14 protein-coding genes are annotated in these 21,517 nt (G+C 37.5%); 7 read left to right on the top strand and 7 right to left on the bottom strand.

Features of this window, described 5'->3' with window-relative positions; all coding sequences use genetic code 11:
- Positions 1–260 precede the first annotated feature (260 nt).
- Together H6571_09895 and H6571_09890 are read left to right on the top strand one after the other, a co-directional pair.
- On the top strand, positions 261–1,385 hold the full coding sequence (locus H6571_09895) for a radical SAM protein (GenBank protein ID MCB9324033.1): 1,125 nt from the start codon (positions 261–263) through the stop codon (positions 1,383–1,385).
- A 113-nt stretch (positions 1,386–1,498) separates the two neighbouring features.
- Positions 1,499–1,918: a hypothetical protein gene (locus H6571_09890; protein ID MCB9324032.1), complete on the top strand. Its 420-nt coding sequence runs from the start codon at positions 1,499–1,501 to the stop codon at positions 1,916–1,918.
- A 488-nt stretch (positions 1,919–2,406) separates the two neighbouring features.
- On the opposite strand, the gene H6571_09885 is transcribed toward H6571_09890, so the two are convergent.
- Both H6571_09885 and H6571_09880 read right to left on the bottom strand, forming a co-directional pair.
- The gene (locus H6571_09885) at positions 2,407–3,105 is read right to left on the bottom strand and encodes a response regulator transcription factor (GenBank protein MCB9324031.1); all 699 of its coding nucleotides are present in this window, start codon (positions 3,103–3,105) and stop codon (positions 2,407–2,409) included.
- The gene (locus tag H6571_09880) at positions 3,102–3,923 is read right to left on the bottom strand and encodes a histidine kinase (protein MCB9324030.1); all 822 of its coding nucleotides are present in this window, start codon (positions 3,921–3,923) and stop codon (positions 3,102–3,104) included. The genes H6571_09885 and H6571_09880 overlap by 4 nt, the downstream gene beginning before the upstream one ends.
- Positions 3,924–4,302: 379 nt before the next feature.
- Here H6571_09880 and H6571_09875 point away from each other — a divergent pair, with 379 nt between their 5' ends.
- The 5 genes from H6571_09875 (at position 4,303) to H6571_09855 (ending at position 11,747) form a co-directional block, all read left to right on the top strand.
- A complete protein-coding gene (locus H6571_09875; protein ID MCB9324029.1) occupies positions 4,303–5,478 on the top strand; it encodes a hypothetical protein in 1,176 nt (391 codons plus the stop codon).
- Between the two features lie 359 nt (positions 5,479–5,837).
- Complete coding sequence (locus H6571_09870; protein MCB9324028.1) at positions 5,838–6,575, top strand: type IV toxin-antitoxin system AbiEi family antitoxin domain-containing protein; 738 nt, start codon at positions 5,838–5,840, stop codon at positions 6,573–6,575.
- A gap of 27 nt (positions 6,576–6,602) precedes the next feature.
- Positions 6,603–6,821 carry a nucleotidyl transferase AbiEii/AbiGii toxin family protein gene (locus H6571_09865; protein MCB9324027.1) on the top strand — a complete coding sequence of 73 codons (219 nt, stop codon included), beginning with the start codon at positions 6,603–6,605 and terminating at the stop codon, positions 6,819–6,821.
- A gap of 431 nt (positions 6,822–7,252) precedes the next feature.
- The gene (locus tag H6571_09860) at positions 7,253–10,468 is read left to right on the top strand and encodes a hypothetical protein (protein ID MCB9324026.1); all 3,216 of its coding nucleotides are present in this window, start codon (positions 7,253–7,255) and stop codon (positions 10,466–10,468) included.
- A 31-nt stretch (positions 10,469–10,499) separates the two neighbouring features.
- Complete coding sequence (locus H6571_09855; GenBank protein MCB9324025.1) at positions 10,500–11,747, top strand: PD-(D/E)XK nuclease family protein; 1,248 nt, start codon at positions 10,500–10,502, stop codon at positions 11,745–11,747.
- A 26-nt stretch (positions 11,748–11,773) separates the two neighbouring features.
- Here H6571_09855 and H6571_09850 read toward each other — a convergent pair whose 3' ends face one another.
- The 5 genes from H6571_09850 to H6571_09830 form a co-directional block, all read right to left on the bottom strand.
- Positions 11,774–13,138 (bottom strand): hypothetical protein, encoded by a 1,365-nt coding sequence (locus H6571_09850; protein ID MCB9324024.1) that lies wholly within the window; start codon positions 13,136–13,138, stop codon positions 11,774–11,776.
- Complete coding sequence (locus tag H6571_09845; protein MCB9324023.1) at positions 13,131–15,452, bottom strand: AAA family ATPase; 2,322 nt, start codon at positions 15,450–15,452, stop codon at positions 13,131–13,133. The genes H6571_09850 and H6571_09845 overlap by 8 nt, the downstream gene beginning before the upstream one ends.
- A 74-nt stretch (positions 15,453–15,526) precedes the next feature.
- Positions 15,527–16,768: a restriction endonuclease subunit S gene (locus H6571_09840; GenBank protein MCB9324022.1), complete on the bottom strand. Its 1,242-nt coding sequence runs from the start codon at positions 16,766–16,768 to the stop codon at positions 15,527–15,529.
- Positions 16,761–18,383 (bottom strand): SAM-dependent DNA methyltransferase, encoded by a 1,623-nt coding sequence (locus H6571_09835; protein ID MCB9324021.1) that lies wholly within the window; start codon positions 18,381–18,383, stop codon positions 16,761–16,763. Before H6571_09835 ends, H6571_09840 begins: the two co-directional genes overlap by 8 nt.
- Positions 18,380–21,460: a type I restriction endonuclease subunit R gene (locus H6571_09830; GenBank protein ID MCB9324020.1), complete on the bottom strand. Its 3,081-nt coding sequence runs from the start codon at positions 21,458–21,460 to the stop codon at positions 18,380–18,382. The genes H6571_09835 and H6571_09830 overlap by 4 nt, the downstream gene beginning before the upstream one ends.
- Positions 21,461–21,517 lie beyond the last annotated feature (57 nt).

The raw sequence follows: 21,517 nt of genomic DNA, 5'->3' as shown, positions 1-21,517 counted from the left end.
TCCGTTAAAAATTTGCTTTTAGTCCCTTATTCCCGTATCTTAATACCGTGCACCCATTTGTGTGTTTTTCTCTTAAAAACTCGGTATCATGGTGTACTTTTTAATTTCAGGCCCAATCTGTTTTCTTACCTCACGATTTTCAAAAACTAGTCCCGGATAGTATAGGTCAGGGTACATAAGCTTACCGGATTTTCCACTTAAAAAAGCAAGATGAATAATTGTTTCAAATTGTTGGCAATCAACTATTTATATTCAATATTATGAAATTTACCCTATTTGTAACCCAGCAATGTAACCTGCGATGTACCTATTGTTATATCGATAAACACCAGGAAACGATGACCGTTTCCGTAGCTAAAAAAGTCGTTGATTTTATTTTTAAAAAGTCGATAATCGGGCAGGAAGAAATCAATATCGGGTTTTTTGGCGGGGAGCCGCTGCTTGAATTTGAGTTGATCAAAGAGATCACTTCCTTGATTCAAAACCATCCGTTTTACCATAATGTGAAGGTGAATTTATCGGTGGTCACCAACGGAACCATTTTTTCTGATGATATTGCTGAATTTATCAATGAGAATGATGTCAGTTTTGGCATAAGTTGTGACGGTCCTCCCATGATACAAGACCAATTCCGGGTTTTGGTATCCGGAAACAAAACATCAGATATCGTCGAGAAAAATATAAGACGGGCTAAAAAAGCATTGCCCAATGTGATGGTCAATGCGGTTTATAAACCGGAAACCCTAAAATATTTGCCGGAGACCGTTGCTTATTTTTCATCCCTGGGGATCAAACAGATCTACCTCAATCCCGACTTTTCCGCGGCCTGGACAAAAGCAGATGCCGAAGCATTGCCCGGGGTTTATGATCAGGTGGGCCAGCTTTACTCAAAATATTACCGGCAGGACAATCCCCATTTTATCAGTCTGATCGATAGCAAAATAACGGTAATCCTGCGCAACGGTTACGGCGAATCGGAACGATGCCGGATGGGGGATGCCGAATTTGCCTTTACGCCAAAGGGCAATATTTACCCTTGTGAACGATTGGTAGGGAATGGCCAAAACGACCATTGCATCGGAAGCGTTTTTGAGGGCGTTGATCAGGTTCATATGTCGTGCCATAAAGCAGCTGACGGAGAAATGAATACAGCATGTATGTCCTGTGGCTTAAAGGATTATTGCATGAACTGGTGCGGTTGTTCCAATTATATGGCCTCGGGATATTATAATCGCGTGAGTCCCTTTATGTGCGCGTCTGAAAAAGCCGCCATACAAACCTCTTTTAACGTTTTTCAAACCTTGGAGAGGGAACTCGGCCCTACCTTTTACGAACACGCCGCCGGCAAACTAATGACCAACAGTTTGTCTGAACATTATAATTGATGGGTTAGTCTAACATTCATAACCAAAATAATTCACCATGGAAATAACAAGAGCATCTCCGGTTTAATCACTTATTCGATGTCTTATTTTTTCACTAAATAAAAATATATATCATGAGTTATCTCGAAGTAAATATGGAAAAGTTATCAATATGGAGGTATGGCATGCCACCGTATGACTTTTGGCTTCAAAATGAAGCACTTATTACCAAAATCATCAAAGCCCATAAATTAGCACCGATCGACCAGTCTTATTTTATGAAGGATAATACTTTTGTCGCTGCGGAAGCTGGTCTTCAGAAAAAAGGAGCAAAGAAAAAAGTTGAAGCAAAAAAACTTTGGCCTCGCCCGTTTCCCGGTGGAATGAGAATTCCTCACGTACACCTCAAAGAGGAAATTTACCTTTTGAAAGACAGGCAATGGAGGGAGTTTACCAAGGAAATTGTCAGTGTCTTCCAGGAAAGATTAGCCCAGGCCAACAATGTAAGTTTCGAACAGGTAATGAAATTATCAGAAGCCATTGAATCTTTGTGATGAATGATCAGTGATCAGTATTCAGCAGCACTTGGCAGTTGACTGGAAAAGGTCATTGTTTTACAGTGCTCTTATGCCGGGACTGATTTTTCATTAATAAACTTTTTGAACGATCAACCAAAACCCAATGCGACATTTTTTTAAATGCAATTGAAAAGAGTGTATAACAAAACAGCATCTGCCCCAATAGTCCAGGTGTGAGGTGTGATGCCTTTCATTTGGAGACCTGCGCCCTGGTTTTGTTATGCACTCTTTTTATCTTCAAGTATTTTAAATTGTGGCCAAAACCTTCCCCGATGGCTTCCCTTAAGTACTGTGTAACAAAAGATTAATTATATTTTTTGAATAAAGAAATTTTATTTAAAGCGATTATTTTTGTTACACGATACTAAGGATCACTTTAAAACAAAATTAACATGGTCGACGGGTTGGCGGGTTTTGATTAAGTCCTGATCAGGGCTTAATAATGAATCCCTGCTTTTCTCCCATCACCCCAATAACTGAACAACATTTAACCTATAGGTCTTCCCAATGGGAATAATAAACTCGCCAATAAATAACCGGTTTCCTTCAATGCTGGTAATGCATTTTTTTGATACGGCAAATGATTTGTGTACTTGTATCAGGTCCTCCTGATTCAGGGTGGACAGCAGGTCGGAAAATTTTTCCCGAATGGAAACGGTAGGGTTGGCAGTAATTATTTTGGTGTAATTCCCGGCCGCTTCGATGTATAAAATGTCATCAATATTTATTTGCACATATTTTTTATCGCTGCGCAGGAAAATACTCTTTGGGGTATTGTTATTATCCGGTGGGCCCGAAGGTTGGGTTTTAGTATTGGAATTGATTGCTTTGTTAACGGCTTTCAAAAAGCGTTCAAAACTGAAAGGTTTCAGCAAATAATCAACAATGTTTAGTTCGTAGCCTTCTAAAGCATATTCCTGGTAAGCTGTGGTTACAATAACTTTCGGTGGGGCGGGTAAGGTTCTTAAAAATTCAAAGCCTTTTAACTTAGGCATGTTCAGGTCCAGAAAAATGAGATCGACGGCATGTTCATTAAGGTATTCCAGCGCTTCGATGGCATCATAACAATGCCCGGCCAGTTGAAGGTTGGGCAGTAAATCACAATACCCTTTTATGATATCCTGTGCGATAGGTTCGTCATCAATAATTAAATACCTGATCATAATTGATTTAATGTTAATTGCGCTATATAAACATCACCTGTTTGCTGGGCGGATAAGGTATGCTTCTTAGGATAAGCCAGGTCCAGTCTTCGTTTGAGGTTTGATAATCCGACTCCTTTATGTTCACTCAATGCTTCCGGGTCAAAGTTATTCTCTACCGTAAAAAAAACAGAATCCTTTGTGGCATTTAGCTCGATATGCACATAAGCATTCGCACGTAAATGTTCGACACCATGTTTAAAAGCATTCTCCAACAAAATGATAAACATCAGGGGCATTACTTTCAATTGTTCATTGTTTATATCCGGCTCAAATTTTATATCAATGTCTTTATGATAGCGCATTTGGTGTAAATCTATATAATTTTTCAAATAGTCGGCTTCTTCCGCTATGGTAACCGCTTCTTTCTGACCATCATAAATGCTGTAGCGCATCATGTCAGAGAGTTTGAGAATGAGCTGTTGGGCCTTTTTGGCATCCTTTTCCACCAATCCGTATAAATTGTTGAGCATATTAAAAAAGAAGTGGGGATTGACCTGACTTTGCAGGTGTTGCAGTTCATTTTTTACCGTCTCGTTTTTCAATTTGATGAAGGCCATCAATTGTTTTACCAGCCATGTTATGCCCAAAACCAATAACAAGACATAATAAGAAATGATAAGGATGCTGACGATTGGAGGGTAATTTTCCAAAAATACCACAGAATGCTTTTGGGTCGTGATCAATTCAAAAGCGGTTATTAAAACCGGGATGAGCGCCGTGACCAAAGCAATCAGGGTAATGAATTGCCATCTGTTTTTATTTGTTCTTGTAATCATTCTGCAAAAATAAGGGGATATCGGTGGCCTGCAAAATAAGTTGATCAACAACCCTTTACGATGGTTCTACTCCGGCAAAAGTGTGATGAAGTCACTTTGTCATCATGGTTCATTTATGCATCATTGGGAGACTTCTGTTTGTCACAATTACTAGCGACCCCTTAAGCTTGTGATTACATTTGGGCAACATTTATGAAAAAGGAAAAACGATTCTATCAAATCAAAAGGGTTAACATGGACTTTAGGCATTTTATCCTGAAAGGATTAAATAGGAATAACCGCGGGTGTAACCAGTTTATTTTCAAGAGAATATAAAGGAACCCCAAAGTGGGTTCAACCCTTGATTCACACAATAAATTAATTTGAACACTTATTTACCATGAAAAAAAGCATTCTGCGCTATTTAAAACATCTGTTACTTACCATCATAACATTGCTCCTCATCGGAGTGATCGTTTTACTCAATCTGGGCGGATCCGTCCATTACGGCGACCATCCGCTCATGCGAAATTTGGACCAGGAAGGCCCCTATCTCTTTTTTGAAAATGACAGCATTTTAAACGTTAACTACATCCGGGGAAATAAAACGGATGGCTTTTATCTGGACAAACAAACTTACTCAACGGACTCGACAATTAACGCAAAGTGTTATTTCCCCCTGGACTCCACAAGTTTTGATATTTCCATCAGTTCGCAATTTAAAACGCCATCCACCACCTATCAGGACAACAGTCCTGTTTTAGCCCTTTCGGATATTGAAAGCGGTTATAAAACCTTTCGCGATTTTCTGATCAACAATAAAGTCATTGACCCCGATCTGAACTGGACCTTTGGCACCGGCCACCTGGTTTTGGTGGGTGATTTTGTTGACAGAGGTTATTCCACGACTCAAGTCCTCTGGTTTATTTACAAACTGGAGCAGGAGGCTGAAAAACACGGAGGGTATGTTCATTATATTTTGGGCAACCACGAATTAAAAAATATGCAAGGGAAATATGAGGCCGCTTCCCCTAAATACTACGGCGTTGCGGCCATCTTAGGAAAACAGCCCCATGAACTTTATGACCATAATTCCTTTTTAGGCAGATGGATGTCCAGCAAAAATACGGTAGAACGAATCAACGGGAATCTTTTTGCCCATGGAGGCCTGCATCCTGATGTAGCGGATACTGATCTAAGCTTAGAAGAGATCAATCAAATCAACAGGAATAATTATTACCAACCCTATTATCCGAAAAGGGAAAAAACCAGTGATGATGAATTAATACTTTCTACCCGCACCGGAATCTGCTGGTACAGAGGTTATTTTAAAGAGGACCTGTCACAGGAACAGATAGACAAAACGATGCATAACTTCAAGGCAAAGGCGATTGTTGTGGGCCATACGATCCAGTCAAAAGTCAACAGGCAATATGATGGAAAAGTCATAGGCATAGACGTTAAACACCCCAAAGATTACCAGAAAAACTGGCCCCATAAAAAATCAGAAGGATTGCTGATTGAGGGAGGACGATATTTTAGGGTTTTGTATTTGGGGGGCAAGGAAGAGATATAGTTGGATATTCCGACCGCTCTGCCCCTCCCTAATCTGATTTGGTCTTACCCCGCCATTCCGGAGGCTTGCCCCCTCCCTTTTCAATAGGGGATGTTAATAACATTCCGGAGGTTTGACCCCCTCAAATTTGTGGATACATACGGATAAAATAACCATGTTCGTAGCTCACTAAAGGCTATGGCATGGGAAAAATAAAACGTATGGATCCCCGATGTTTTAAGCGTCACGCTTAAATACCATATGCTCATCAAATTATCTCCGTAAGTTAAATATCACACTGCATTAATTTACTTTCAAATCAAATTACCGACACTTTTTTAATATTAGTGCCAATAATTTGATATCTTTACTTCAAATTAATTATCATCAATAACAAACTCAAAATAGAAGCTCTTTTAGAGAAATTTAAACACCAGGGGATATTTACCACCAGAGATGTAAGAAATTTCTATGCAGAGGAGGAACCAAAAATTCCTAATAATACCGTCAATTGGAGGATTTATAAGTTAGTACAAAGTGGTATTATAAGTAGGGTAGGAAGAGGCAAATATATTGCAGGAGCTCAGGTTGAGTTCAAGCCATTCTTAGGTAAGAAAGAAATTTCTATTACGGATCAGTTAGAAAAGCATTTCCCTTTTAGTGATTTTAGTATTTGGACAACGGATGCTATCCAGGAGTTATATCAGCATTACTCCAGGGTGAAATTTATTATAGTGGAGGTGGATCGGGATAGCGTCGAGGCTGTTTTTCATTTTTTGAAGGATAATTATTCAAAGGTGTACTTAAAGCCAACTCAGGATATGGTTGAAAATCTTCTTTTACACATGAAGGACGTAATAGTAATTCAAAATCTTATTTCGCAAGCACCATTGCAGGAAATTCAGAAAACAACAACGGTAACCTTAGAAAAGCTGTTAGTGGATCTTTTTTGTGAGAAAAACTTGTTTTTTTATTTGCAAGGATCGGAGTTGCAAAATATTTTTCAACGAGCTTTTGAGAAATACACCATAAATGAAAGTAAGCTCCTAAGATATGCCGACAGGAGAAAAAAGAAAGACGAGATTAGAGAAATGATAATTTCTATAAAACGGCACTAAATTTGAATTAGTGTCAAAAATTTGAAAATGATAAGTAATCAATCATTGAGTCCCGAATGGATTAAACAAGTATCTAAAAATAATGGAAAAGCAGATCCAGGCTTAGTGGAAAAGGTAATACGAGCATTATTGCTTTTAGAAGGATTGGTAGAAAGTAAATTAGATTTTGTGTTTAAGGGGGGAACGGCATTGATGCTGCTCTTGGGCTCTACAAAAAGACTATCGATTGATATTGAGATGAAGTAGTCACGACAAAATCTGACAGTATTCTTTGAAATCTGCAACCGACGAGCCGTTGCTTTTAAGGAATGAGTCGTTAAATAAGTTTCAATGACTAACTTTACCTGATCCATACGTTTTGTTTTCCCCATCCGCATTTACTTTGTTGAAATGCGAACATGAGGATTTTTTAACGTATGTATCCACTATTTGAACAGGGGGGGGAAACCTCCGGAATGACGGGGTCAGTATAAATCGGAATGGGGGGCAGTAGTATGGCCGGAATATCCAGTCAGAGATCAATACATATAATCCCAGCCAAGATTAAGATCTACAAAAAACTTCATTTAAGTTTGGTTTTATTTCCAGTTTATCCTTTTTTTTCTTAACTTAACAATCTAAATACATAGATTTGAAATTGTGGAATTCCTTTTTATCTCTTGATGAGATATTAACAAATGAAAGATAAGAAGATAGAACAAATTACAATGACATTTAAAGAACTGAACCTTCCTTCTAGTTCGGAGTTTCCAATCAATAGCCCAAGACAAGACCAGGTTACTGAAAAATATTTAAAGAATGATTTTGCTACTTCAGAGCATTATTTGATCATTACCGGGTTTAGTTCGCTCGATTATCTCATCCAATTTTTTTATCAACCTGATAGCCTTAAGGCTAAGAAAATAAGGGTTGTTTTGGGTAATGAACCAATGATAAGTGAAGGCAGGCAAAAGTTCTTTAAAGGCCGTTTGGATGAGGAAATCAAAGATTATTGGTTGGATAAAGGAGTTTCGATTATTTATGGAGGCAAGATTATTTCCCTGATTGAATTAATAAAAGAAGGTGTGGTTGAGTTTCGATATTTAAACAAACTTCATGGCAAGCTTTATGTCGGAGAAAAAAACGCCATAATTGGATCAAGTAATTTTTCATGGAGTGGAATGAAAAGACAGCTGGAGGCCAATAAACGTTGTAAAAAAGGCACACAAGACTATGATGGCATCCAGTCTATTGCAGAACATTATTACAATCTAGCAAAAGGTTTCAATAAGCAAATGATAGAACTGCTGGAGAGCCTCCTTAGGTGCGTCTCCTGGCAGGAAAGTCTCTCCAGGGCCATTGCTGAATTACTCGAAGGGGATTGGATTAAAAAGTACCCTCAGACTTTCTCCAATTTGTATAACATGAATTTGTGGGGTGTGCAAATCCAGGCTATTGGACAAGCATTGTATATTTTGGATAATCATGGGAGTCTTTTAGTCGCTGACCCAACAGGGGCAGGGAAAACAAGATTAGGGGTGGCGCTCAAACTTGCAATTTTAAACAGGCTATGGATGAACGGGAGAGGTCATAGAAGCAATACACTTTTGCTCTCTCCGTCCTCAGTGAAAACCAATTGGCAGAATGAAGCTGACCAAGTTTATTATAACAATTTGAATATAATAACTCATGCTCAAGTGAGTGACCGGAAGAATTCACGGTCAGACTCCTGGAGAAACCAATTGACTAAAACCAATATCCTTTTCATTGACGAAGCTCACAACTTTCTCCGACCAGGATCGAAAAGAAGCCAAAATATTACACTGAACAATGCAGACCATATTATTCTTCTGACCGCCACGCCAATAAATAAAAAAGAACAGGATTTATTCCGTCTTATTGAAATTATGGATGTGGATAATTTATCCGATGAGGTAATTAGTGAATTTGAAAAAGTAAGGCGGAGTAACAAAAATATGAATAACAAAACCATTGAGTTATTCCGTCAGGTTCTTAGGAATTTTACCATCAGAAGAACAAAAAAAGATCTTAATAAAATAATTGAAAGAAACCCAGATCAATACCGAAATCGTTTGGGAGATAAATGCAAGTTTCCCAAACACAATTGTATTACCTATCCTCTGAATGAATCTCAAAAGGATATTATATTGATGGAGGAGATTAATCAATTGGTGAAAGAACTGAAAGGTTTGATTTGGCTCAAACAAATCTGGCTCAAAAAATTTGAGTTGGAAGATGAAGAATTACAATCAAAAATCGTAGCCGGCCGGATAAAGGCCTCTGCAGGACTTTCAGCTTTTTATGTCCAAAATCGTATCCGGTCTTCAAGGATAGCACTGATTGAACATTTAAAGGGGACAAAAGCAGCAAAAGCCTTTGTTGATTTGAAATTAACACAAATTGATGATGATCACGAAAATGGAAACATTCTCAGTAAACTTGAAAAAATCCGCGAAAAACTTCCTAAAACAAATGTTACGGTTCCTTTACCTGGTTGGATGACAAAACTTGAGGATTATCAAAAGGCTATTGATAAAGAGATTCTGATTTACAACAAAATACTCGTATTAACCAAAAAGATGTCGGCAGACAGGGAGATAGCAAAAGCAAAACAACTCCTTAAATTATTAGAAAAACATGGGATGATTTTAGCCTTTGATAGCCGGTTAATTTCTTTGAGTTACATCAATGCTTTAATTCATCAAGAAAAAAAAGATGCAAAAACCATTATTGTAACTGGAAAAGGAGGAAAAGACAAAAAGGATATTGCTTTGACTAAATTTGGATTAGAATCTCAGGAAAAAGGATGGATTGGCCTTTGCTCTGACGCTATGGCGGAAGGTGTGAATATGCAAAGAGCTTCGGCCCTTGCATTTCTTGATATGCCCAGTGTCATGCGGTTGGCAGAGCAAAGAATTGGCAGAATAGATCGAATGGATAGCCCGCACAAAGCCATTGAGATTTACTGGGTGGATGATCATGATGCTTTTGCACTAAGAACTGATAGGAAATTCTTCGAAACAGCTGAAACCGTTAAACAAATTATCGGTAGCAATATCGAATTGCCAGAGAAATTTAGTGACTTCATTTTGAAGGCAGATGATGCGATCTCCTTACATATGGACAAACAGGAAAATGAAGAACGTTATTCCGATGGTATTCAGGATGCATTCCGCAAGGTAAGAGATCTAAAAGAAGGGGATAATCACTTGATTGATGCTGACACATATGAACAAATCCGTAATTCCAAAGCAAATGTATTTAGTCATGTAAGTTTAGTGAAGTCCAAAAAACCATTTGGATTTTTTGCACTTAAAGGAACAGAAAAAACAGCTCCTAGATGGTTTTTGATTGAAAATGAAAATGTTTCTTCTGATTTGACATACATCTGTGAGCAATTGAGAGTATACCTGTCAGAATCTGAAAATCAAAATAGCTGGACTAAGGATATTACTGAGTTGATGAATGGTTTTGTTAGTATCCTTAAAAAAAGGTACATCAAAAATTTGCCCAACAAGAAGCGACGCGCCCTGGAGTTGTTAAAAAAACTGATTGAAGAAAAACTAAATAAAAAAAGCTTTTTGGATCACAATGATAAACCCAGATTGACACGGCTGCACGAAATTTTAAATTTAAACAACGAAGCAGAAGATTCCAGCGTGGATTATTACCAGTTGGCTGTTGATTGGATTGATTTTGTTCAACCCATTCTAAATGAAGAAAGAAAAAAAGCTAAAAGAAGACTGGTTCATCTTGGCAAAATGTTCAACGTTTTAAAGAAAATGAATACAAAAGAACTGCAGTTGGAAAATATTGAAAATGCCATCAAACTTACCAGTCCACTAGACAAAAGAATTGCAGCCTGCATCATCGGGATTCCTGGAGACATCTAACTGGTGGCTTGGACTTAATAAAAAATATAATATGGAATTACAACAAATACACAACCTTCTTCGATCGGTCCAAATTGTTGTCAAAAACGAAAGAATAGAGAAAAGATTAAAAGGGGAAAATTTTAATATTTTTTCTATTCTGAATCTGGAGACAAAAGAAAATGGAACTCATTCCGCTTTTTTAGGGGAACTTCTGAACCCCAAAGGAAGTCATTTGATGGGAAATAAGTTTTTGATATTGTTTCTTGATGTAATTGAGGACAATACCCTAGATATTAACACAACTAGGGTGATGCTTGAAAAAGACATTGGCCCCGTAGTTATCAATAGAGAGGAACCTCTAGAATCCACTGGGGGGCGTATCGATATTTACCTTGAAGACCATAAGGGCAATGCTATATCCATTGAGAATAAGATAAATGCTCCCGAACAAGAGCTACAAGTAGTTCGATATTGGAACTATAAAGAAGGAAAAAATCAAGTCTATTATTTAACCTCAAGTGGGGAAACACCTAGTGCTGCTAGTACATCAACTTTAAAACCTGATGTAGATTTTAAAGAAATCACGTATGGGGACCATATCCTGAAATGGCTGGCTAAATGTCAAAAAGAAGCTTTTGACAATCCGATTTTGAGGGAAAGCATAAAACAATATTCTAATCTATTAAAAAAAATCACCGGAAAAATGGACGATAGACATAAAGAAGAATTGCACAATCTTATCTTGTCAAATTTCGAAGCAGCTGAAACTATTGCGGCAAACGCCAGAGAGGCAAGGAAAACGCTTTGTGCAGAGATTCAAAAATTGGTATTGGACGATCTTAAAAAAGAATTTCAAGATTTATCCGGAATTATTGTTGAACAAGGAAATGACATTTCACATAAAAACGCCCAAATATGGATAAGACGAGATGATCAGAAAAGTGAAAACAGATTACTTCAATTCACACTTGAATCTTTTAGCGGTGAAGGTCATTTTGGAGGGAACCTTTTTATAGGAATTTTAAATCCTCCCCCGCATGACTCTAAATTCGCTAATCTACCAAATAAATTAAGTATTTCGCGCTGGGTGATCAATGCAAAAGAAATACCTGCATATGAAGGCTTCGCGATCAATTTGAATGACAAAAGAACCATTCAGAAATTATATACGGACAAAAAATTTAAAGCCGAATTTGTCAAGCATATTGTACGGGAGACCAGGGAGTATTTTTATGCTCAATATCCAAATTTGGAAAGATTTTGGGAGACGAAAGAATTGCCGCAAGAAATTGAATGAGGATGTCAGATTTTATCGTGACTATTTCAAATAATAGGTTCCAAAATCTCAATAATCGTTTGCTTCAATTTACTTTTTGTACTTTCAAAAAGCTCTAAAAAGTCCATGTTAGGTTTTAAATTCATTGCCAAAAGATCAATATTAATGATGGGTAATTGATATGCTTTAATGGTAATCGATCGATCTTCAGCCAAAGCATCTTTAACAATTATTTTAGTAAACGCTTCTTGATTTTGATTCACTGTATTGGGATAAAACAGAATTATTTCATCAACTTTGAATCTTACAGCATAAGCAAGCATTTGGTATAAATCACTCTGTGAAATCCCCTTTTTAGGGTCTTTCTCATCGGAATAAACAATCTTATATTTTGTATCAGCTATTAAGGACTTGCTGGTAGTTTTTAGAAACAAGTCAGGTTTCAGTTTGAAGTTTTCCGCTTCATCTAAATAAATATCACTCCTTTGAGCTTTTGCTTTAACCGAATCCAATTCCTTATCAATAAAGCCAAAGATAAAATCCTCAAAAACGTATTCCATTGGAAGCAGAAAGGCAAATAGTTTTAAATCACTTTTGTAGTTGAAAGAAATGGAGTTTGATAAAAATAAATAACAGTAATCTCTTACCGTTTCAAACTCACCAAACATGGGATTAAATTGAATAGAGGCACACTCTTCAGCCGTTGCCGAATAATCTGAAACTTCGTCCAGAATAAACAGTATTTCTCTTAAATGTTTTTTGTTGTCCTGACTATTAGTAACCTTGAATAAAAGGTTGGTGACCGACTTAATAATTCTGTTGAATTTATTATCGAACACAAAGGCATCGTAAGAACAATTCAATTTATGCCACCTTCCTGTGCTTAAATTCTGATTGATATATTTAGTGGTATCCAGTCGCCCCTTGATAAAGGATAATTCACGATTAACCTCCTCATATTGCTGGTAAATGGAATTGGAAAGTAACTCCCGGGTATATTTTGAAAAGAGATAAATTAATACTTCAAAAAAATCACTCTTTAAACTGCCCAGGGAAGTCTGGTAATTTGGAAATTTTATTTTCCTGCAATAGCTTAACCACCAGAGAATATGATTTTGAATTTGGTGAATTTCGCTTGAAGAATAATCTTTGCCAGAGTCGTAAAATATTTTTGGTAACAAGTTTATTTTGTGACCTTCAAAATGGATTACGCCCACATACTTATTGGATTTTATTTCATTTGTTTTATGAAGAAATTGGAGAAACCGCTGGCTTTCTACTTTGTTCTCTTCCTGATCAAAATAGTAAGATGATTTTTCCCGGTTCTTCCAAATGTCATCAAGAAAGGCTTCAAGTCCGTGGAAGGAATCCGGAATAGGGGCTTTGTTTTGATACTCAAATAAATTAACCACGTTTTCCTTTTATTTTTAAAGGCCAGGAATTTTCCTCTACTTCCAATCCGGCCTCGGTCAAAATAGATCTCACTTCATTGTCGTCATTCATATAATACTCCAACAAAAGCGGAATTACTTTTTTATTCATGCGGTGAACCAGGTCCTTATTTTCTCCCATAAAGTAGGCATGTCCAATTTGAAAATCATGCCCTTTGGATTTGATGATTTTTGTATTGATCTTTAGTAATATTTCTTGGTCATACACATCGTGTCCATTTATTTCATATTGAGGATACATAGCCTCAAATTCAAACCGCCTTCTTAACGCAATATCCAATAGGGCGATGGATTTGTCAGCGGTATTCATGGTTCCAATGATATACAAATTCGAAGGAACTTTGAACTTATCTCCTGAAGGCAAAACAGCTTCCAAAGGAATGTCTCCATGCGACCTTTTATCTGGCTCTATAAGCGTAATCAACTCCCCAAACACACGAGAAATATTTGCCCTATTTATTTCATCTATAATGATGACATAGTTCTTTTTTCTTACCTTTTCTATTTTTCCTTTTTGATCCTTTCCAAGGGCTAAAAGTTTGTTTAGCAATGGTGTATAATAAGAAGTGAGTCCTTGCTGTTCCATAATGGATTCTGCCTCATACATTTTCTCAAGGGTATGGATGTTTAAGTTATGGCCCGTTCCACCACTATTTTTTCGAAATTCGATGGAATTTTTTAACACCCCGGTAATATGAAAAGAAACCTGCTTCATCTTTACTTCAATCTCCTCCTGCTCTCCTTCTTCCATCGGTCTGATAAACTCATTGAAAACTTCAAAAAACGGTTTTTTGACAATTTTAGGTTGTTCGAATTCTCTTAGATTCTTTAATGCCGTATCTGCCAATTCCTTAAAAACGCCATCCTTTTTTTTAAAGATCAAATTGTCTCCGTTTTCAACATCCGGTCTTAAACCCTGAATAAAATCCTCGTAGCTGTAATTTTGATGGAATGTGATAAACTCAATGGTTTTATGTAGGTTTTCATTAAATATCTTTTTGGCTTCCTTGTAATCTTCAATAACCCGGTTTTCAATTATTTCAGCGGCCCTTAAGACCGTATGATAGGTTTTTCCGGTCCCTGGAGGGCCATAAAAAATGGTATTAAGGGGATGATCTATCGACCTGTATTTTTCCTCCGACTCTTCAACGCCGTCTGTGCCAATTAGCTTTTTTATTATATCGTAATGGTCTTTTATCTCCTCAACAACTGCTTTACTTTTTGCAATCAAATCCTCCCAGTTGCCTGATAAAATTTCTTCTTGTGTAAATCGTTGGATGATTGGTGAACTATTATCATACTCGCCTCGATATTCCAAATAAGCTTTTCTTAGTTCCGTTTCATCTCCCTCCCCGACTGTATCAATTCTTACCTCAAAAAAACCATCGATATCAACACTAACGGCAAAAGCTAACCATTTGTCATTAAAATCTTTCTCAGTAGGGTAAATTTTGGACCATTGATATTCTTCAAAATTACTTCTCTGGTTAGTCGGGCTTTTTCTTGTTTTCTCTTTTCCTTTAGGGAAACAAGCTGCAAGGGTTTCTTGAGCCCAATACTGAACTTTGGCATACAATTCCGATAATTGATTATATGCTTTTTGATGCTCAACATTTTCCTCTCGGTTGCATCTGGTTTTTGCCCACTTTTTCAAAGACTCCAATTCTTCTTGTGTGAAAAATTCCATCTGATTGTGTTTTTTAAGTAATGCTTTCCCTTCATCAGTACCCAATAAAAAATGAGTAAAGGAATCTACCCGATAAAAATTATCCAATTCTGGGTATTCATCTATCAACTGTTGCTCCGCAGCGTGGATGGCAAAATAGGTGTCCTGGAGCTTGCGATTTTTGATGTCAAATCCAAGGGCATTCAAAGCACCGATACTTTTAGTGTTTACAATGATGTATTGGTGTTTATTTACCCTGTTTAAAAAAATGGTCACCAACCCCTGACCAAAGTATTTAAACCCTTCCGTCCAGGACAGCCATTCAGCAAGATCGAAAGAAGGAGAAAAAACATCCAATATCCTTTTTCTGAATTCTGGGTAGTTGAGCTCTATAGATGATTTGAAATTTGAAGCGGTCCGGTACCCCTGCGATTGTACCTTTCCTCCATCATAGGCAAACTGATAAAAAAATTCTATGAAGGCTTCCTTAGATAGCTTTTCAATGCATTCCAATGTAATGGAATCTTTATAAGCATCCTCCTCGTCACTATGCGTATCGTTTTGATACCATTTGAGAAAGGATTGAATTAATTCGGATATGTCTTTCATGTTTATTTTTTGGTTGGCTTTGTTGTAGTCAAAGTTGTATCATTACGAAGATCCTTTGCTTCTAAAGCATTCCATCACTCCCCCACCTTCACCTGCCCATTCATCAACATAGGCAACAACCAGTCTCTTAACTCGGCGAGCTGTTGGTTTTCTAGTTCAAGAAGGTCTTGTCTTTTAAAAATCGAATCAACTTTTTTAGTAAATTTTTCAATAATTTCCCTTTCTGGAAGACAAATAGAAATGCATTTCAATACCCCTCCAGAGATTTCTTTAAATGTTGAGCCAGATGCATTTTGCTCAATTACTTTCATGGTACTTTTAACAGCATAATAAATGAAAGGCGTAGAAAACCCTTTTTTGGGAACAAATGATTTAAACCCTTGATTTGTAGTTAAATTTTCTCTGGCAATCGCCATATAACCAATTGGAGCTCTAGAACTTAATAAAACTGTTCCCTTTGGTAAAATCTTTAGAGATGCGGAATTTAATCCCTTATCGCTGACATCTAATTCACCTTTTGTTATAAATTTTTTACTTGAATTTAAAGATAAATCTTTAGGCGTAATCCACGGAATGCCATTATCAGAAAAATTATCTGGTTCCTTTCGTGAAGGTGTACTTCCTCCAATAATAGAACCTAAATCATCTAAAAGGCCATCCTCCCACCCCACAGGCACCTCCCTCCTCAAAACCTCACTATACACCATCTTACCACCCGAAGACTTATAAGGCTTACCATGTTCATCCGGAAAATCAAACTGCACAAACCAATAATCATACAACAACTTCGCCATAGCTTCTAACTCTGCGTTGATTTGATTGTTGAGGGCGATTTTTGAATTTATACTATCAAGTAATTTTACTATGTTCTTTTGTTCCCCATATTTAGGTAGAGGAATTTTCATATCTAAAAACATGAAATGATTTAAATCGGGGATTGTTGTAATCCCTGATCTCCTTTTCATTTCATTCTGTTTTTCCTTAGACGTTAGACAGTAGTACAAGTATTTACCTAATACTTTTTCGCTATGGTAATTAACTTTAAAAAAATTATTATGAAAACAACCATTGATTCCAGTCAATATCTGACCTGTACTTCCTGTTCTAACTACAATAATATCATCTTCATAACAAATGCTAGACGGTGGAGGATTTTCAACGTAATATTTCTCTGTATGGCTTTTTTTAAGGAATTGAACTGTAATGTAGAAATAACGATTTTCGCCTGATTCTTTAAAACGTTTTGAAATAGGAATTTGCAGTCCTTGGTTCACTGTACATAGTTCCTTCAAATACACATATGGGAATTCACTCATATCTAACCAGTTTTAAATTTTCCTGAATTTCCTTTTCCAATATCCTTGAATTTGAAAAAAGTTCAATTATATTTTTTTCAATTTTTTCAAGCTTATCCTCAAACTCCTCCTGGGAAATGTCTACATACTCAATCTTCACCTCAAAATACTGACCCGCACTCAAAGAATAATTTTTTGCTTCAATTTCATCATAGGATACTACTACTGAAAAATCATCCTCTACTTCTTTTTTGTTAAAGACATCAATAATTCTTTTCTCTTCTTCTTTACTCAATAATGTCTTTTGATTTTTCCCCTCTTTCACTTTCGTTCCTAGTTTGGAGGCATCCAATAAGACCACATCTGCTTTATTGTTGACATCCAAAAAAAGGATACTCACATTGGTACCGGTCGTCGCAAAAATATTGCTCGGCATGGACACCACTCCGGCCAGCATTTTTTGTTCGACCATTCGTTGTCTGATTTTTTTCTCTATCCCACTTTGTGCGGTGATAAAACCTGTGGGTACTACAATGGCAGCTTTACCATTTTCCGTCAGCGAATACATGATGTGTTGTATAAACAAAGGATAAATGGCCATTTTATCTTTGGCCGCCTTAGGTACATTAGGCAACCCCGCAAAAAAACGTTCGTTGTTTTCCTTGGTGTCCAGGTCGTTTAAGTAATCGCTAAAATCCAGCTTAAAGGGTGGATTGGAAACGATATAATCAAACTTAGCCAGCTTTCCATATTCGTCCCGGTGATAAGGGTGTTGGATGGTATTACCCTGGATGATATTTTGAATGGAATGAACGAGATTATTCAGGATAAGATTCAATCGTAATAAACTCGATGATTTCTGGGAAATATCCTGAGAGTAAATGGTGCATTTATCTTCCCCAATGGCATGGGCCAGGTTCATCAATAAAGTCCCTGATCCGGCAGAAGGATCGTAGCAGGTTACATTTTGAACGCCTTCATTGACCAAACAGGCTGCCATGATACGCGACACGGCATGAGGGGTAAAATACTCCGCATATTTGCCACCGCTGTCTTTATTATAATCGGAGATCAGGTATTCAAAAATGGTCGCATAAAAGTCGTATTTCTCTTCAAAAATACGTTCGAAACTGAAGTTGACGAGTTTATTGATGATGGCCTTACAGAAAGCATCCCGCTTGGAAGCGGAAACAAATTCACTTACCCGATCAAACAAAATAACCTTAGCCCCGCTGTCTTCCTTAACGGAGAAAATATCCGTATTGATTTTTGCAATATCCGATAAAGTATCGTCAAATATTTGCGAAAAATTGGGTTCGTCCTGCCGGTGGTAGAGTTCAGCGATAAAGTGTTTGGGATGTAACAGGGCCGTTCCTTCACTCACCTGCATGAGCAACATTTCGTAATCGTCCGGGCCATAATTTTTCAGTACATCTTCCCATTTTTGGACATTTTTAAGGCTTTCATCAATCTTTTTGACCTCATAGGCAAACTTGTCGTTCAAAAACTTATAGAGAAAAACCTGGGTTATAATCTTGAATTCATTGCCATCGTTACCCAGGCCATAATTGGCGCAAACGCCTTTCAGGTCGTCAATTAGGGCTTTTGTTTTATGTTGAAAATCTACTGTTGTCATATTGCTCTTCCGTGAAATTCGTTAAAATATTCTTTTACCACCAAACCATTGATGAATTTGGATTTCTCTGTATTCAAAGGGATATGATTTTTTGTTTTGAATTGATTGATCACCAAACGCATCATCATTTTTTCAATGTAACTTTCATTTTCCAGCATTTTAGCATTTTGAAGGATATGGTTGTCGGCATCCTCTTTCAGTCCTTTCAAAGCTTCAAATAACTGGCTTTCGCTGTCAGTTAAATCCCCTTTTTCCATCAACCGCTTGTGAATGCGGGCGTATTTGGCATCGTTTTCATACTTCGCCCGGATCAATTCATTTTTGCGGTCCAGTTCTTTGGATCTTTTATTAATGGATTCCAAAGCTACAATATTCTTTTCCATTTCGGCTTTGGTCACCTCATTTAGGTTTTTCTTTTTAAACAAGCGTTCCAACTCTTCTTTCAAAGAAATAAATTGAGGATCAGTCTGGTCTATATTGCCACCCAAACCTTCCCGGGTTCTTTGAAGGATATTTTTTAATTGATCGGCCAGAATCAACTCTTCTTCACGTACTTTGGTAAAAGCAAAGATCACATCCTCCAGGGCGATGTTCAATAAATTGGTATTGTCCACATCGTTTTCCAAAGCCTCCTTGGTATTGATGAGTGCCAAATGATTGTTGGCTTCCCTGGAAAGAATGGTCAATTTTCGGAAATCGAGTTTGTCCAGTAAATCATAATTACCGGATAAACGGATCAGATTGTATAGATTTTTTGCCTCATTCAAGGCTTTGGTAATCTCCAGCATTTGCTTTCGATCTTCGATCTGTGTTATTTGTCGGGAGAATTTTTCAGCATTGGCTGTGTCAAAGAAAAATAAAGCTTCTTTGATCTCCCTGATTTGAGCATCAATTTCCTCGGGCGTTAAAAACAAGTTGGAATAACTTTCCATTTCGTCCCCCAATTCCGATTGCAGCTCGTCAAAATAGGCTTTATTGGTTTTATCAAATTCGCTTTCGATATCGGCAAAGTCCACCACATACCCGAATCTAAAATCTTTATACGTCCGGTTGACCCGCGTCAGGGCCTGCAAAAGGTTATGCGATTTAATCACCCGACCGAGGTACAGTTTCTTTAATCGTTTGGCATCAAAGCCTGTCAGCAGCATATTGTAAACCATCAACAGGTCAATTTTACCCTCCTTGAAAGCTTCCACTTCGTTCTTTCTGGATTCTTTGGTGCCAATATCATGCAAAATGAGGGAGGCGGAGGTGACTTTTGAATTTGAATGCTTTAGGTCGCCATAACCCAATCGTGGTTCGGCGGCCATTGGAAGGGCTTCCTGAACTTCAGTATAGGCTGACTTTCCATACTTTTTATTAAAGATTTCAAACATCATTTTTGCCTGATCCGAAGAATCACAAACCACCATTGCACCAATGCTATTGTCCCCGGTAGCAATCCTTTTTTGCTCAAAATCGGACACGATATAATCGAGCATTGGTTCTACAAATCGATGATGTGAGAATACTAATTTCCTGTCCCCTTTGCCTTTTAATATTTCGATCTCCTCCAGGGCTTTTTTGAGTTTGAGTTTATAACTCGTTTCGATATCTTCCCTGATCAATCGCAAGGTATATCCGTCGGCGATAGAAGCATTATAATAGTACTTGTGGAGGTAGTCCCCAAAAAGCAATTTAGAGTTGTAATCCTCGCCCAGGAGTGGCGTGCCGGTCAATCCAATTTTTATTGAATTAGGGTCAGACTCCTTTAAATTAGCCAAAAAGCTGCCTTTGGGGTTGTAACTGCGGTGCACCTCATCCAGGAAATAGATACGTTGTAAGTTTAAATTATAATCCGTCGAGCGGATAACATTAGGGTCATCTTTGAATTTTTGGATGTTGACCACCGTAATCTCAGGTTTTCCTGAATCGTTCTCTACCGCCTTTTTAGATTTTATGGTGCGGGCAAACTCATCTCTGGAATTGACATTCTGCACATTGAGTCCACGGCTCCTAAATTCTCTGCCTGCCTGAATCAACAAATCCAATCGATCGACGATAAAATAAAACTTGGGGACAATGCCTTGCTTTTGGTAGTAATCCGTCAAAAACTTAACATTATAAAAAGCCAGGGCCGTTTTTCCGCTTCCTTGCGTATGCCAGATGATACCTTTTTTAATGCCTTCGTTCAATTTTTGTTCAATCGCCTTGGTCGCAAACAATTGCGGATATCGCATGATGTGTTTTTCGATTCCCTTTTCCTCTTTCACATAGGTCATGGCATATTGAAGGATAAAGGACAAACGGTCTTTGCTAAGCAAGGAAGTACAAATTCTGTTGGTAGGTGTATCCGGATGTTTATTGGTCGTAAATTCCTCTGAATTTTTTATCCCGACCAAATTATTGTCCTTAAGGACCCGGTTTTCAATGGCCTCATTTTCAGCATCCAACAATTGAGATAAATCCAATTTCTCTTCTTCCCGGAAATAGTTGAAAATAGGTTTTTGATAGGAAGCCGCGGCATAAAAGGCCCCCTGAATGGGCGTAGTGGCACCGTCATCATACTCCATATTATTCGAAAACAACATCACCTGGGTGATATTGACAAACCTTCTGAATTTCTTATTTTGGAATCGTTTATTGATTCTATCCCGCTCCGCTAAAATTCCATTTAAGTTATTAGGTTTCTTAACCTCCAAAAAAACCAAAGGCATCCCATTGATCAGCAGAATAACATCCGGCCTAAATTCCTCGTCATCCTTTTTGTAAGTCAGCTCGGTAACAACATTAAAGGTATTATTCTCAAAATTTTCAAAATCAATGAGTCTGACACCGGATTTTTCCACCAATCTTTCATAAAAAGCCTTACCCAAATCCTCATTATCCAGCATCAAAGAAACATCATCCAATAAACGCCTGGCGTCCTCTTTCGCAAGTCCGTCATTTATCTTAACAACACTATCCATAAATATTTCTGGAAAAATATTGGTTTCAACATCCCAACTGGCCCCTTTCAAAGAAAGGTATTCGTATCCCAACCTGGTCAAATGTAAAATGGAGGGGATTTTCACTCTTGAGTCTTCGTTGAATTTCATTTTTGGTTGGTTTTAGGTTGTGTGGTATGTATACGGGATTATTGCATTAATGTTTTT

This window comes from Lewinellaceae bacterium, assembly GCA_020636105.1.
Taxonomy (GTDB): domain Bacteria; phylum Bacteroidota; class Bacteroidia; order Chitinophagales; family Saprospiraceae; genus BCD1.
Note: the sequence above shows the minus strand (reverse complement) of the source record. Positions and strands in the feature narration are given on the sequence as shown.

What these genes read in the sequence shown, in the direction of transcription:
- H6571_09895 (MCB9324033.1), top strand. Translation starts at nt 261, where the DNA reads ATGAAATTTACCCTATTTGTAACCCAGCAATGTAACCTGCGATGTACC.
- H6571_09890 (MCB9324032.1), top strand. Translation starts at nt 1,499, where the DNA reads ATGAGTTATCTCGAAGTAAATATGGAAAAGTTATCAATATGGAGGTAT.
- H6571_09885 (MCB9324031.1), bottom strand. Translation starts at nt 3,105, where the DNA reads ATGATCAGGTATTTAATTATTGATGACGAACCTATCGCACAGGATATC.
- H6571_09880 (MCB9324030.1), bottom strand. Translation starts at nt 3,923, where the DNA reads ATGATTACAAGAACAAATAAAAACAGATGGCAATTCATTACCCTGATT.
- H6571_09875 (MCB9324029.1), top strand. Translation starts at nt 4,303, where the DNA reads ATGAAAAAAAGCATTCTGCGCTATTTAAAACATCTGTTACTTACCATC.
- H6571_09865 (MCB9324027.1), top strand. Translation starts at nt 6,603, where the DNA reads ATGATAAGTAATCAATCATTGAGTCCCGAATGGATTAAACAAGTATCT.
- H6571_09860 (MCB9324026.1), top strand. Translation starts at nt 7,253, where the DNA reads ATGAAAGATAAGAAGATAGAACAAATTACAATGACATTTAAAGAACTG.
- H6571_09855 (MCB9324025.1), top strand. Translation starts at nt 10,500, where the DNA reads ATGGAATTACAACAAATACACAACCTTCTTCGATCGGTCCAAATTGTT.
- H6571_09845 (MCB9324023.1), bottom strand. Translation starts at nt 15,452, where the DNA reads ATGAAAGACATATCCGAATTAATTCAATCCTTTCTCAAATGGTATCAA.
- H6571_09840 (MCB9324022.1), bottom strand. Translation starts at nt 16,768, where the DNA reads ATGAGTGAATTCCCATATGTGTATTTGAAGGAACTATGTACAGTGAAC.
- H6571_09835 (MCB9324021.1), bottom strand. Translation starts at nt 18,383, where the DNA reads ATGACAACAGTAGATTTTCAACATAAAACAAAAGCCCTAATTGACGAC.
- H6571_09830 (MCB9324020.1), bottom strand. Translation starts at nt 21,460, where the DNA reads ATGAAATTCAACGAAGACTCAAGAGTGAAAATCCCCTCCATTTTACAT.